At 62.1% G+C, this 13,278-nt stretch carries 13 protein-coding genes; 6 read left to right on the top strand and 7 right to left on the bottom strand.

The features are described from left to right. Positions 1 to 2: 2 nt before the first annotated feature. Positions 3 to 473 (bottom strand): tRNA (adenosine(37)-N6)-threonylcarbamoyltransferase complex ATPase subunit type 1 TsaE, encoded by a 471-nt coding sequence (gene tsaE / locus ACMGF8_RS07835; protein ID WP_207166986.1) that lies wholly within the window; start codon positions 471 to 473, stop codon positions 3 to 5. After that, positions 461 to 1,321 (bottom strand): NAD(P)H-hydrate dehydratase, encoded by an 861-nt coding sequence (locus tag ACMGF8_RS07830; RefSeq protein WP_306408165.1) that lies wholly within the window; start codon positions 1,319 to 1,321, stop codon positions 461 to 463. Before ACMGF8_RS07830 ends, tsaE begins: the two co-directional genes overlap by 13 nt. Positions 1,322 to 1,384: 63 nt before the next feature. On the opposite strand from ACMGF8_RS07830, the gene queG reads away from it, so the two are divergent. After that, complete coding sequence (queG, locus tag ACMGF8_RS07825; RefSeq protein WP_416759198.1) at positions 1,385 to 2,464, top strand: tRNA epoxyqueuosine(34) reductase QueG; 1,080 nt, start codon at positions 1,385 to 1,387, stop codon at positions 2,462 to 2,464. Here the strand turns inward: queG and ACMGF8_RS07820 are convergent. Both ACMGF8_RS07820 and orn read right to left on the bottom strand, forming a co-directional pair. Next, on the bottom strand, positions 2,446 to 3,060 hold the full coding sequence (locus ACMGF8_RS07820) for a trimeric intracellular cation channel family protein (RefSeq protein WP_169893104.1): 615 nt from the start codon (positions 3,058 to 3,060) through the stop codon (positions 2,446 to 2,448). The genes queG and ACMGF8_RS07820 overlap by 19 nt on opposite strands. A gap of 116 nt (positions 3,061 to 3,176) precedes the next feature. Further along, positions 3,177 to 3,719: an oligoribonuclease gene (gene orn / locus ACMGF8_RS07815; protein WP_011058931.1), complete on the bottom strand. Its 543-nt coding sequence runs from the start codon at positions 3,717 to 3,719 to the stop codon at positions 3,177 to 3,179. Positions 3,720 to 3,826: 107 nt separating this feature from the next. Here orn and rsgA point away from each other — a divergent pair, with 107 nt between their 5' ends. Beyond that, the gene (gene rsgA, locus ACMGF8_RS07810; protein ID WP_110595440.1) at positions 3,827 to 4,858 is read left to right on the top strand and encodes a small ribosomal subunit biogenesis GTPase RsgA; all 1,032 of its coding nucleotides are present in this window, start codon (positions 3,827 to 3,829) and stop codon (positions 4,856 to 4,858) included. A 52-nt stretch (positions 4,859 to 4,910) separates the two neighbouring features. On the opposite strand, the gene motB is transcribed toward rsgA, so the two are convergent. Then, the gene (gene motB, locus ACMGF8_RS07805; protein WP_207166984.1) at positions 4,911 to 5,975 is read right to left on the bottom strand and encodes a flagellar motor protein MotB; all 1,065 of its coding nucleotides are present in this window, start codon (positions 5,973 to 5,975) and stop codon (positions 4,911 to 4,913) included. Between the two features lie 3 nt (positions 5,976 to 5,978). Beyond that, positions 5,979 to 6,830: a flagellar motor stator protein MotA gene (gene motA / locus ACMGF8_RS07800; RefSeq protein WP_102862901.1), complete on the bottom strand. Its 852-nt coding sequence runs from the start codon at positions 6,828 to 6,830 to the stop codon at positions 5,979 to 5,981. A 166-nt stretch (positions 6,831 to 6,996) separates the two neighbouring features. Here motA and ACMGF8_RS07795 point away from each other — a divergent pair, with 166 nt between their 5' ends. The 3 genes from ACMGF8_RS07795 to asd are packed head-to-tail and all read left to right on the top strand — an operon-like array spanning position 6,997 to position 10,273. Next, on the top strand, positions 6,997 to 8,535 hold the full coding sequence (locus ACMGF8_RS07795; RefSeq protein WP_416759195.1) for an HDOD domain-containing protein: 1,539 nt from the start codon (positions 6,997 to 6,999) through the stop codon (positions 8,533 to 8,535). A 43-nt stretch (positions 8,536 to 8,578) separates the two neighbouring features. Further along, entirely contained in the window at positions 8,579 to 9,394 is an 816-nt protein-coding gene (gene rhdA, locus ACMGF8_RS07790; protein WP_115581476.1) for a thiosulfate sulfurtransferase, read from the top strand. Between the two features lie 18 nt (positions 9,395 to 9,412). After that, positions 9,413 to 10,273, top strand: coding sequence for an archaetidylserine decarboxylase (gene asd, locus ACMGF8_RS07785; protein WP_102862898.1), 861 nt, complete (start codon positions 9,413 to 9,415; stop codon positions 10,271 to 10,273). A 72-nt stretch (positions 10,274 to 10,345) separates the two neighbouring features. Here the strand turns inward: asd and serB are convergent, their stop codons facing one another. Beyond that, a complete protein-coding gene (gene serB / locus ACMGF8_RS07780) occupies positions 10,346 to 11,560 on the bottom strand; it encodes a phosphoserine phosphatase SerB (RefSeq protein WP_102862897.1) in 1,215 nt (404 codons plus the stop codon). Positions 11,561 to 11,693: 133 nt separating this feature from the next. On the opposite strand from serB, the gene ACMGF8_RS07775 reads away from it, so the two are divergent. Beyond that, positions 11,694 to 13,220, top strand: a complete 1,527-nt coding sequence (locus ACMGF8_RS07775; protein ID WP_102862896.1) for an AhpA/YtjB family protein — start codon at positions 11,694 to 11,696, stop codon at positions 13,218 to 13,220. The last annotated feature ends 58 nt before the right edge of the window (positions 13,221 to 13,278 follow it).

Genomic DNA, 13,278 nt, shown 5'->3' with positions numbered 1-13,278 from the left:
AATTATTTGAATTCCAACGCCAAAGCGGCACACCAGGACTCGCCTCGCGAGCCTTGAGACAATAGATGCACAGAACGCCCATTGTTATGCGGGGTAATGGTAATGGTCAGGTCGGGCTTTGGCAAAAAGCCTGCACCACGCTGGGGCCACTCCAACAGACACAGTGCATCACCTTCGAAGTAGTCGCGAATCCCCAGAAACTCCAGCTCCTCCGGGTCCACAAGACGATACAAGTCGAAGTGAAAAGCCCGCACCGAACCTATCTCGTAGGGCTCCACCAGGGTAAAGGTCGGACTTTTTACCGCTCCGTCATGCCCGAGGCCACGGATGATCCCCCGGGACAGGGTGGTTTTGCCCGCCCCCAGATCGCCCTCAAGAAAAATCACCCCCACGCCCTGAGTGACGCGAGCAATGCGTGCACCAAATTCCACCATGGCCTGCTCGTCGGCCAGATAAAGGGTTAACTCAGACACGGTGATTGCTCCTCCAACAACTGACGAATGGCTGGAATCAGATCACTGGCCGCCAGCCCTCGGCCCAATTTGCCTTGCTGCTCGCCAGCGCGGGCGTGTACCCAGACCGCCAGGCAAGCCGCATCGAATGTCGACAGTCCCTGCGCCAGCAACGCACCGATCAATCCTGCGAGCACGTCCCCCAGCCCCGCCGTGGCCATCGCCGGATGCCCACCATCACAGCGGGCCACTTGCCCCTCGGGGCTGGCGATCAGGCTGCCAGCCCCCTTGAGCACGGCAACTGCCGAGTATTTTGCGCTCAAGGCTCGGGCCGCCGCCGGACGATCACCCTGAACCTCGGCGATGGAGATCCCCAGCAGACGAGCCGCCTCCCCGGGATGGGGGGTGATCACGCTGGCCGCCGGCAGTTGTAGACCGCCCAAGGCCAGGAGATTCAAGGCATCGGCATCCCATACCTGAGGCAAAGGCGCGTTGGCCGCTGCCGACAACAGGCTGCGCCCCCAGGCGCCCTGCCCCAGTCCGGGACCAACCACCAGTACCGTGGCCCGCGCCAACAGCCCCATCAGTTGATTGGCCGAATGGGTGCCCTGGGTCATGACTTCCGGCAGCCGCGCAGCGGCCGCCGCGACGTGCTCATTGCGAGTTGCCAGGGACACCAGCCCCGCACCACTGCGCAAGGCACTTTCCGCACTCAATAACGCGGCGCCAGCAAAGCCGCGGTCGCCACCGATCAGCAACAAATGACCGAATTGCCCCTTATGAGCGTCCAGAGGACGAGCTTCCAATCGCGGCAAATGAGCGTCAGTCAGCAGCTGAACGTCGAGTAAAGGGTGTTTTGTCTGCGGCATGCGTCTTCGGGCTCCGATGTCTGGCAGAATTATACGCACCTCAGCTCCGGTTTCTCTCGCCTCATGCCCGCTATTACCCAGGATCTCCCCGCTCTCGCCCAATCGATCAAGGACTGGGGCCGCGAACTGGGCTTTCAACAAGTCGGTATCAGCGGCCTGGACCTGGCCGAGCATGAGCAGCATCTGGAGCGCTGGCTCGCCGCCGGCTACCACGGCGAAATGGAATACATGGGCGCCCATGGCAGCAAACGCTCCCATCCCGATCAGTTGGTGCCCGGCACGCTACGGGTGGTATCGCTGCGCATGGACTACCTGCCCGGCGACACCCAGATGGCCCAGCGCCTGGCCGAACCGTCCAAGGCTTATGTCTCGCGCTACGCCTTGGGCCGCGACTATCACAAGCTCATCCGCAAACGTGTGCAGCAGTTGGCCGAACGCATCCAGCAAGCCATTGGCCCCTTTGGCTACCGCGCGTTCGTCGACAGCGCACCGGTACTTGAAAAAGCCATCGCCGAGCAGGCCGGGCTCGGCTGGATCGGCAAGAACACCCTGGTGCTCAACCGCAAGGCCGGCAGCTACTTCTTCCTCAGCGAGCTGTTCGTCGACCTGCCGCTGCCCGTGGACGAACCCCACGCCACCGAACATTGCGGACGCTGCACCGCCTGCCTGGACATCTGCCCGACCAATGCCTTCGTCGGCCCCTATGTACTGGATGCCCGGCGCTGTATTTCCTACCTGACCATCGAGCTGAAAAACGCCATTCCCGAAGACCTGCGCCCACTGATCGGCAATCGGGTATTCGGCTGCGATGACTGCCAGATCGTCTGCCCCTGGAACCGCTTCGCCCGCCCCTCGGCAGAAGGCGACTTCAACCCCCGGCACAACCTGGACAATGCCGAACTGGCGGAACTGTTCATGTGGGACGAGGACAAGTTCCTCAGCAGCACCGAAGGCTCGCCCCTGCGCCGTGCCGGCTATGAGCGCTGGCTGCGCAACCTGGCGGTGGGCCTGGGCAACGCGCCCTCAAGCATTCCGGTGCTGGAAGCGCTCAAGGCCCGCCAGGACTATCCCTCGGAACTGGTCCGCGAACACGTGGAATGGGCCCTGGCGCAGCACGCCAACCGTCAATGCTCGTCGTTGTAGACGAACTTGGGCATTTCCCAGTGAAAACGGATCGCCAGCAGGCGCAATAGAAAGCCACCGAACAGGGTGACCAGGATCGATTGCTCGCTGGGCAACTGCAAATAGATGCACAGCATGTAGCACCAGGCCGCGGCGAAGGACACGCTGGCGTACAGCTCACGGCGGAAGATCAGGGGAATGTCGTTGCAGAAAATATCCCGGAGGATGCCGCCAAAGACCCCGGTGATCACCCCGCTGACCGACGCCACCAGCATGCCGTGGCCCATTTCCAGGGCGGTCATGCAGCCGATCAGGGTAAAGGCCACCAGACCCACGGCGTCGAGCACCAGAAACAGCGAACGCAGGTGACGCATCAGGGGCGCGATAAAGATCGTCACCAACGCCGCCACCGAGGTCAGTACCAGGTATTCCGGGTGCTTGACCCAGGTCAGCGGGTAATGCCCCAACAGCACATCACGCACCGAACCACCGCCAAGCGCAGTGACACAGGCGATCAGCACCACGCCAAACCAGTCCATGCCACGCCGTCCGGCAGACAGGGCGCCGGTCATGGCTTCGGCGGTAATGGCGATCAGATAAAGCATCAACAGCATGATGGCGGTCCTTACAGGAAGGCGCGCAGTCTACTCAGTTGAGGCGAGCACCAAAAGAGGGCGGGTACGGGCGCCACTTGCAGCGCGCGCCCGTTCGCCGGCAAGCCGGCTCCTGCAGGTCAGAATTTGATGAAGTGCTTGCGATAGTGCTGCAGCTCGGCGATGGACTCGCGGATGTCGTCCAGGGCCAGATGGGTGCTGCCTTTCTTGAAGCTGTCGCGCACGTCAGGAGCCCAGCGGGCGGCCAGCTCCTTGAGGGTCGAAACGTCCAGGTTGCGGTAATGGAAGTAGCTTTCCAGAGCCTTCATGTGGCGATAGAGGAAGCGCCGATCCTGGCAGATGCTGTTGCCACAGATGGGCGACTTGCCCTTGGGTACCCACTGCTCCAGAAAGGCAATGGTCTGGGCTTCGGCTTCGGCCATGCTGATGCGGCTTTCGCGAACCCGCTGGGTCAGGCCGGAACCACCGTGCTGGCGAGTGTTCCACTCGTCCATGCCGGCAAGGATCTCGTCGCTCTGGTGGATAGCGATGACCGGCCCTTCAGCCAAGGTGTTCAGATTGCTGTCAGTGACAATGGTCGCCATCTCGATGATGACGTCGGTGTCGGGGTTCAGACCGGTCATTTCCAGATCGATCCAAATCAGGTTCTGTGGGTTTTGCATGGGGGGCTCCTCGGCGTAGTTGCGCAGTTTAGCCTAGAGGGCCTGCCCGGCGTGCTAAACTCGCCGCCGTTTTACCTATCCGCCGTAATTATCAACACGGAACACCAATGGCCAAACGCCAGCTCAATCGTCGCCAAAACTGGCGCATCGAAAAGATTCAGGGTGAGCGCGCTGCCCGCGCCGCCAAACGCGAGTCCTCCGCCGTAGAGGCGCTGGAGGGTGGCGACCTTGGCCCGGAACAGACCGGCCTGGTCATTGCTCACTTCGGCGTGCAGGTCGAGGTCGAAGCCCGGGAAGGTGAGCTGGCCGGCCAGGTGTTCCGCTGCTACCTGCGAGCCAACCTGCCAGCGCTGGTGACCGGCGATCAGGTGGTCTGGCGCGCCGGCAATCAGGGCATCGGGGTGATCGTCGCGCAATTGCCGCGCAGCACCGAGCTGTGCCGACCGGACAGCCGTGGCCAGCTCAAGCCGGTGGCCGCCAACGTCGACATGATCGTGATCGTGTTTGCCCCCATGCCCGAACCCCACGCCAATCTTATCGACCGCTACCTGGTTGCCGCCGAGCACGCCGGGATTCGGCCGCTGCTGCTGCTGAACAAGGCCGACCTGATCGACGAGCAGAACGCTCCGGCACTCAATGCCTTGCTGGCGGTCTATCGCCAACTGGGCTATCCGCTGCTGGAAGTCTCGGCCCACCACGGCGACGGCATGGAGCAACTGCAAGGCTTGCTGGACGGACGCATCAGCGTATTCGTGGGGCAATCGGGGGTGGGCAAGTCATCCTTGGTGAACAGCCTGCTGCCAGAAGTCGAAACCCGAGTCGGCCCGCTGTCGGAGTACTCCGGACAGGGCACCCACACCACCACGACAGCGCGACTGTTCCACTTCCCGGGCGGCGGTGAACTGATCGACTCCCCCGGCATCCGCGAATTCGGCCTGGGGCATGTCAGCCGCGCCGATGTCGAAGCTGGCTTCATCGAGTTCAACGACTTGCTGGGTACCTGCCGCTTCCGTGACTGCAAGCATGATCGCGAGCCGGGCTGTGCATTGCTCAAGGCTTTGGAAGACGGGCGCATCCAGCAGCAACGGATGAACAGCTACCGCTCGATCCTCGCCAGCCTGCCAGACAGCGGCTACTGAGCCGAGCACCGTAGAAACAACAAGGCCGCGATCTTCGCGGCCTTGTTGTTTGTCACCTGACGGTTCCCGACTTGGGAGCCGGCGCCTGGCCGGCCGATCCCTGCTCATCCATCTTCAATACGCCATCCTCGAAGATGTTCATGCGCTGGCGCACTTCATGAGCGGGCAACGGCTCACTACCCGGCGGCAAGGCATTCGGGTCCGCCGCCGCACCCGGCACTTCACCTGGTGCCCCAGTGCCCTGGTTGGGCGCAGGAGCGTTTGGATCGGTCTGCTCGCCTTCGATTGCGCGCTGGGCCTTCTTGGTCAGCACCACAATATCGATCCGCCGGTTGACCGGGTTGAGCGGATTCTTGCGGTCGAACAGCGCAGAGGAGGCAAAGCCCACCACCCGCGCCACTTGCGGATCGGGATAACCGCCAGCCACCAGAGCCCGACGCGCAGCGTTGGCACGGTTGGCGGACAGTTCCCAGTTGCCGAACTCACCACTGCCGGCATATGGCGTGGCATCGGTATGACCGCTGATGCTGATCTTGTTCGGCACCGCCTTGATGGTGTCGGCCATGGCCAGCAGGATGTCTTCGAAATACGGCTTCAGACGTGCGCTGCCAGAGTCGAACATCGGCCGGTTCTCGGCATCCATGATCTGGATCCGCAAGCCGTCCGGAGTGATTTCGAAGAGGATCTGGTCCTTGAACTTCTGCAGTTGGGGATTCTCTTCAACCTTGTTCTGCAACTCTTGTAGCAGCAGTTCGAGACGCTCGCGCTCCACCTGCTCGGCCATGCCCTCCACCTGATCGGCATCCACCGTGACCTTGTCCGGTTGCGGCTGGGACTTGATCTCGGGGTTTAGGGTGTTATCCGGCGCCAGTTCGGGAGAGCCACCCAGATCAATGATGTAGGGTGTGCCGCTTTCCGAGAAGCCGATCGGGTCCTTGAAGTAACCGGCGATGGCGATCTTCTGTTCCGGGGTTGCGGTGGACAAGAGCCACAGCACCAGGAAGAACGCCATCATCGCCGTGGCGAAGTCGGCGAAGGCGATTTTCCAAGCGCCCCCGTGATGCCCGCCAGCGAAGCGCTTGACGCGCTTGATGATAATCGGCTGATTATTTTCCATGACTTAGCGACCGCGAACCGCTTGTTCCAGCTCGGCGAAGCTAGGACGGTGCGCTGGATACAGAACCTTGCGCCCGAACTCCACCGCCAGCGAAGGCGGCATGCCGGAAGCCGAAGCGACCAGGGACGCCTTGATGGCTTCGTAGACGTTCAGCTCTTCCTTCGCATCGTGCGCCAGGGAAGTGGCCAACGGACCAAAGAAACCATAGGCCGCGAGGATACCGAAGAAGGTCCCGACCAAGGCCGCACCTACGTGCAAGCCAATGGACGCCTGGTCGCCATCCCCCAGGGACGCCATGGTCACCACGATCCCCAATACCGCCGCCACGATACCGAAACCGGGCATGCCATCGGCGATCCCGGTAACTGCATGGGAGGGATGCTCAAGGTCTTCCTTGAGACTGAACAGTTCCATGTCGAACAACCCTTCCAGCTCGTGAGGAGCCATGTTGCCGGAGGACATGATGCGCAGGTAGTCACAGACAAATGCGGTCATGCGCTCATCTTTGAGCACTGCAGGATACTTGGCGAAAATCGGACTGGCCGCAGCGTCCTCGATGTCACCCTCGATGGCCATCATGCCTTCGCGACGACTTTTGTTGAGGATCTCGTAGATCAGCCCCAGCACTTCCAGATAGAAGGTGTGAGTGAAGCGCGAACCGAACATACCCAGCGACTTTTTGATGACATGCATCGTCATATAGCCTGGGTTGGCCTGGAGGAATGCGCCAAAGGCAGCACCACCAATGATCAAAACCTCGAAAGGCTGGATCAGTGCCGCGATTTTGCCGTGTGAAAGCACGTATCCGCCGAGCACGCTCGCGAATACGACGATGATGCCGATAATTTTAGCCATAGGTAGGAGAGTACTTACTGAGTCGGGTTCAAGGTCATATTCGGAAGTTCTTAAAACTCTTCTTCTACTTATCGGCAAAACTGCGCCAGACTATAGCCAGTTAAGGCGAAAAGCCAGTTTGGCCCGCTCTGGGCGTGTTCACAGCAGACGATGATTGCGCCCGACCATGTCTAATGAAACCAACGTCCCACATTCCCCGCCCGCCTCTCTCGACGCTTGGGTAAAGCTCCTCAATGGCGTGCGCTTGCCCGTGCCGCAAGCCAGCCATGATCGAGTGTGCAAAGCCATCGCCAACAATCGCAGTTCGCTGCGGGACATTGCCGAACTGATGCAAAACAGCCCGGCGCTGGCCCTGAGCGTGATCCGCGAAGCCAACCGGCACTCCCACGGCAGCATGAGCGAACCGGCAGAAAACCTGGAGGTCGCGGTCAACCGCCTGGGACTCAAGCGCACCGAAGAACTGCTCGAACAACTGCCCACCCTGCCAGAGGAACAGATTCCGCAGGCTCTGCGTCAGTTGCAACTGATCAGCCAGCACGCCACCCAGCAAGCCAACGGGTTTTTCGCCGGGCGCCTGGCCCGACTGTGGCAGGACATTCACTGGGGCAGCCTGCTGTTCCTCTCGCCACTGTGGGCCATGGCCCTGGTCTACCCCAAGCTCGTGGAAGAATGGGAACTGCGAGTCATCTATAAGCACGAGTCGGCTCGTCAGGTAGAAATGCAACTGTTCGGCGTTCGGCTGATGGAATTGTGCCAGGCCCTGGTCCATGCCTGGCACCTGCCAATCTGGGTGCGGCAGGGTTATCGCCTGCTGACCCAGGAGCAGCGTCAACTGGCCAAGGTCATGCTGATCGCCCGCGACAGCGAACATCCGCTGCGCCAGCAACAGCGCCTGGATGCCGATCCGGACCTGCAGCGCTGGCTGAACCAGCCAGCCAACTGCGTCCTGCTGGCCAACGGCCTGGCCTTGGCGGCGCAGCACTCCTGGAACAACGCTCATGGCCGACGCTGGCAAAACCTTACCGGCCTGTATCTACAAATGCCGGTCGCCCAGGTCCAGCAACAGCTACACCAGCAGGCCGTAACCAGCGCTCGCAATGACAGCCAACCCGATCTCTGGCACCCGGCCCAGGCCCTGATCTGGCCCTGGGATGTCCGGCGCCTGCACAACGGTGAACAGCCGGTACCGGCTCCGACAGCCGAGGAGTTGGCCAAATGGCGCAAGCTCTGCAGCGAACTTCTACTGGAACCCAGCCCCTTCACCAATGCCGTGCACCTCACCAGCTTTGCCCGAGATGCCCTGGTGGCCTGCGGCATGCGTCGAGTGCTGTTACTGATGGTGGACCGCAGCCAGAGCCACCTGCGGGTACAGCAACTCTATGGTCTGCCCAAGGAAACAGCAGGGCTGACACTGCAGGCCAAACAGAGCACGGTCCTGCAACGCCTGCTGGAAAAATCTGCCCAGGTGCGCCTGACGCCGGCCAACAATGGGCAGTTCTCCGCCCACCTGCCAATCTCCTTGCGCCAGTTGTTTCGGGGCGAGCACCTGCTGATGCGTTCCCTGTCGTGCAACGGCCGGGTACTGATGCTGGCCGTGGCCGATCAGGGCGGCGTTCCGTTCTCGGAAATCAGCGTCCAGGCGTTCGGCAAGACCGCTCAGTGCATCGAAAAAGCCTTGCATAGCTTTACCAACCGCAGCCAATGACGCTTGCGCTACAATCCTTCCCTTTGCGCCCTGGGGACCTGACATGTCTGACTTCTCTGGCTTGCCGCTGGTCATCGAACCGAGCGACTTGCTCGCCCGCCTCGACGCCCGCGAACTGATCCTGGTCGACCTGACCAGCGCTGCCCGCTATGCAACCGGGCATATTCCCGGGGCGCGCTTCGTCGACCCCAAGCGCACCCAGCTCGGCCAGCCCCCCGCTCCCGGACTGCTACCGCCACAGAACGCACTTGAAGCGCTCTTCGGCGAGCTCGGGCACAACCCGGACGCGGTCTACGTGGTCTATGACGACGAAGGCGGAGGCTGGGCCGGCCGCTTCATCTGGCTGTTGGACGTGATCGGCCACAGTCGCTACCACTATCTGGACGGCGGCCTCACGGCCTGGCTGGCACAAAGCCTGCCAGTGACCACCGAAGTCCCGGCCCCGGCAGGCGGCCCAGTGCCCCTGATCCTGCATGACGAACCCACCGCCACCCGCGAATACCTGCAAAGCCGTCTCGGTGCAGCTGACCTGGCCATCTGGGACGCTCGCGGCCCGCTGGAATATTCCGGGGAGAAAGTCCTGGCCGCCAAGGGCGGACACATTCCCGGTGCGGTGAACTTCGAGTGGACCGCCGGCATGGACCAGGCGCGCCATCTGCGCATCCGCCGCGACATGCCGCAGATCCTCGCGGACCTGGGCATCAGCAAAGACAAAGAAGTGATCACCCACTGCCAGACCCACCACCGCTCGGGCTTCACCTATCTGGTGGCCAAGGCGCTGGGCTACCCACGGGTCAAGGGCTACGCCGGCTCCTGGGGCGAATGGGGCAATCATCCCGATACGCCCGTAGAGATTTAAGGTTTTTAAGGACACCCAATGAAAAAGCGTTTGTTCATCCTCAGTCAGTACCTGCTACCTCATCACCTGCTGTCACGCCTGGCCGGCTGCATTGCCGAGTGCCGTGTGCGCTGGTTCAAGAATGCATTCACCAGCTGGTTCGCCAAGCAGTACCAAGTGAACATGTCCGAAGCCCAAGTGGAGGATGTGACGGCCTACGAACATTTCAATGCCTTCTTCACCCGCGCCCTGAAAGAGGGCGCACGCCCGCTGGACCCAACCCCAGGCGCAATCCTCAGCCCCGCCGACGGTGCCATCAGTCAACTGGGGCCGATCGAACACGGCCGGGTATTCCAGGCCAAGGGCCACAGCTACAGCGTGCTGGAACTGCTGGGTGGCGATCCGGCCCTGGCCGCGCCTTTCATGGGCGGCGACTTCGCCACCGTCTACCTGTCGCCCAAGGACTATCACCGAGTGCACATGCCCCTGGCCGGCACCCTACGGGAAATGGTCTACGTGCCCGGGCGGATCTTCTCGGTCAACCAGACCACCGCCGAGAATGTCCCGGAATTGTTCGCCCGCAACGAACGCGTGGTGTGCATTTTCGACACCGAGCGCGGCCCGATGGCGCTGGTACTGGTCGGCGCAATGATCGTCGCTTCGATTGAAACCGTCTGGGCCGGTCTGGTAACGCCACCCAAACGCGAGCTCAAGACCGTGCGCTACGACGAAGCAGCCCGCGCGCCCATCCATCTGGAAAAAGGCGCAGAGATGGGGCGCTTCAAACTGGGCTCCACGGCCATCGTGCTGTTTGGCCCGGATCAGGTGCAGTGGGCTGAAGAACTGGCCGCCGGCTCGCCAGTACGGATGGGCCAGGGTATGGGTCTGCCCAAGGCTTGAGACCTGAATGCCGGACACAAAAAACGCCGCTGATCAGCGGCGTTTTTTATGGGCGGGGATTTTTCCCGGGACTCAGAGCTGCCCGTCGCGGTCGCGGAAACCCAGCAGATACAGCACGCCGTCCAGACCCAGGGTCGAGATCGCCTGCTTGGCCGATTGCTTGACCAGCGGCTTGGCACGGAACGCCACGCCCAAGCCGGCAATTCCCAGCATCGGCAAATCGTTGGCGCCATCACCCACAGCGATGGTCTGCTCCAGGCGCAGGCCTTCCTTGTGGGCCAGCTCGCGCAGCAGATCGGCCTTGCGCTGAGCGTCGACAATCGGCTCGATGGCGACGCCGGTGACCTTGCCGTCCACCACCTCCAGCTCGTTGGCGAACACGTAATCGATACCCAGCTTGGCCTGCAACTGCTTGGCAAAGTAGGTGAAGCCGCCGGAGAGAATCGCGGTCTTGTAGCCCAGGCGCTTGAGCTCGGCAAACAGGGTTTCGGCGCCCTCGGTCAGGCGCAGGGACGCGCCGATGGAATCCAGCACGCTGACGTCCAGCCCCTTGAGCAACGCCAGGCGCTCCTTGAAACTGGCACGAAAATCCAGCTCGCCGGCCATGGCCCGCTCGGTGATTTCTGCCACCCGCTCACCCACGCCTGCCGCCTTGGCCAGCTCGTCGATGACCTCGGCCTCGATCAGCGTCGAGTCCATGTCAAACACCGCCAGGCGGCGGTTGCGGCGGAACAGCGAATCTTCCTGGAAGGCGATGTCGACGTTCAGCTCCTGGGCCACGCTGAGGAATTCGGCTCGCAGGGCTTGCGGATCGGCGGCTTCGCCACGCACCGAAAACTCGATGCAGCCTTTGCCCTGATCGGCTGGCATATCCAGGGGCATGCGCCCGGACAGGCGATCGATGTGATCGATGTTCAGACCATACTTGGCAGTGATCGAACTCACACGCTGCAACTGCTCGGCGGTGACCTTGCGCGTCAGCAGGGTGACGATGTGGCGTTGCTTGCCCTGCCCGTCGACCCACTGCTGGTAGTCCTCCTCGGACACCGGTGTGAAACGCACCTGCTGATCGAGCTTGTAGGCGGTGAACAGAATGTCCTTGAGCACCGACGAACTCTGCTCGTTGCTGGGAATTTCAACCAGGATGCCGAACGACAAGGTGTCGTGGATCACCGCCTGACCGATGTCGAGAATGTTCACACCACCCTGGGCCAGAACACCCGTAATGGCCGCAGTCAGACCGGGACGATCTTCGCCGGTGATGTTTATCAGGACAATTTCGCGCAAGGCGCACCCCCGAGGTGGAAAAAAAGCGCATTCTACCCACTTTCGGTGACCATCGGGCACAGCCAGCGCTTTGCCGGTCTAGGGCCTGTCGCTATACTGCGCGTCAACTTCACGGACAAAAGAGCCGAGCTCAGTGAACCGGCCCACGCCAGTTAAAACCGATAACTTCTTCCTGCTGATCTTCCGTGCACTGCGCCACCGCCGTGTGCCGATTGCATTGCGCATTGCCAGCCATAACGTGATCCTGGTCGCCCTGGCCCTGGTGATCTATGCCGGTGTGATGGGCCTGCAGTTCAAGCAAGCCATGCACGAACAAGCCGACGCCCTGGGTCAGAGCCTGACCACCCAGACCGCCACTTCGGCCACCGAGCTGCTGGTGTCCAATGACATCCTCAGCCTCAACGTCCTGCTCAACAACCTGACCAAGAACCCGCTGGTGGCCCATGCGGCGATCTACAGCGTCGACAACCGCATCCTCGCCGAAGCCGGGCAACGCCCCAAGAGCAGCCTGCTGGGTGAAACCGAGGGCGTCTACCAGACCAAGATCACCTTCCAGGACGTGACCGCCGGCAACCTGCGGATCAGCCTGGACATGGCGCAGTTCCAGCAGCCGATGACCATCAGCCTGCAGAGCATGGGCATTCTCAGCGCCATCCTGCTGGCCCTGGCTCTGGCCCTGAGCCTGCGCCTGGGTCGCCACATCTCCACCCCGCTGCTGCAACTGCGGGTCTGGCTGCGGGACCTGGATGAGCACACCCCGGCGACCCAGCGCCAGGACGAAATTGGTGATCTGGCGCGCCAACTGCACGCTCGCCTGGTACCGGAAAAGCCCGAGCCAGAGCCGCAGCCAGAGCTCGAAGAGCAGGATGACGAGGAACACGAAGCCGCATTCGAAGTGCGTAACCTGCGTGACCCAAGCTTTGATGAAAGCACCCCGCTCGCCGGTCTGAAGCCTGCGCCACGGCATCTGGTCAGCGCCGAGGAGGACGAACTGGACGAAGAAGATCCGTTCGCCGACCTGCGTGATCACTCGTCGACTCCCGCCCCCAAACCTGCGCTGCAACCCCAGGTCCCGGCACAGCCTCAGCACAGCGCAGTACTCGCAGTGCAGTTGGGAGCCCAGGAGCAACTGCGCCGCCTGCCCCGCGCGCGGCTGATGGAACTGCTGGAGCGCTATCGCGATTGCCTCGACCAGGCGGCCTCGCTGTACCAGAGCGAACTGCACACCCTGAACGATGGCAGCACGCTGATGCTGTTCCATAGCGAAGACAGCGGCGACGACTACCTCACCAACGCCATTTGCTGCGGCGAGCTGTTGCGTGCTCTGGGCCATGCCCTGCAGATCGAAGTGGCGGACAGCGGCATCACCCTGCAACTGCAATTGGGCCTGACGCTGGGCGAAGGACTGTTCGGCCTGAGCCAGATCGACCTGCTGCTGACCGAAACCGCCCAGGACGCCCTGGCGCTATCCCAGCACAGCCGCAATCTGCTGCTGGTGGAGCGCCAGATCAATGACGACGCGCTGATCCGTCAGCGCGCGCGTATCCGCCCTATCGCCAGCCCGGAAGGAGCTTGCTGTGTCGAACGGCTGATGGAGCCCTATCCGTCAATGCTGGAACGGCAATTGGCGCGCATGCATGAGACACGGGCCAAGCTGTAAGGCTGGCACCGTGCAAGAAACAGCCCGCCAAGTGCGGGCTTTTTTGTGGCCTTCGTGT

The sequence above is a fragment of the Pseudomonas sp. BNK-7 genome (assembly GCF_048072025.1).
Classification (GTDB): Bacteria; Pseudomonadota; Gammaproteobacteria; order Pseudomonadales; family Pseudomonadaceae; genus Aquipseudomonas; species Aquipseudomonas danubii.
This window is presented reverse-complemented; position numbering and strand designations above follow the sequence as displayed.

Bases quoted from the DNA above. Each gene is read 5' to 3' on its own strand.
- motA (WP_102862901.1), bottom strand. From the start codon at position 6,830: ATGGCTAAAATTATCGGCATCATCGTCGTATTCGCGAGCGTGCTCGGC.
- asd (WP_102862898.1), top strand. From the start codon at position 9,413: ATGAAAAAGCGTTTGTTCATCCTCAGTCAGTACCTGCTACCTCATCAC.
- rsgA (WP_110595440.1), top strand. From the start codon at position 3,827: ATGGCCAAACGCCAGCTCAATCGTCGCCAAAACTGGCGCATCGAAAAG.
- queG (WP_416759198.1), top strand. From the start codon at position 1,385: ATGCCCGCTATTACCCAGGATCTCCCCGCTCTCGCCCAATCGATCAAG.
- ACMGF8_RS07830 (WP_306408165.1), bottom strand. From the start codon at position 1,321: ATGCCGCAGACAAAACACCCTTTACTCGACGTTCAGCTGCTGACTGAC.
- orn (WP_011058931.1), bottom strand. From the start codon at position 3,719: ATGCAAAACCCACAGAACCTGATTTGGATCGATCTGGAAATGACCGGT.
- ACMGF8_RS07795 (WP_416759195.1), top strand. From the start codon at position 6,997: ATGTCTAATGAAACCAACGTCCCACATTCCCCGCCCGCCTCTCTCGAC.
- motB (WP_207166984.1), bottom strand. From the start codon at position 5,975: ATGGAAAATAATCAGCCGATTATCATCAAGCGCGTCAAGCGCTTCGCT.
- rhdA (WP_115581476.1), top strand. From the start codon at position 8,579: ATGTCTGACTTCTCTGGCTTGCCGCTGGTCATCGAACCGAGCGACTTG.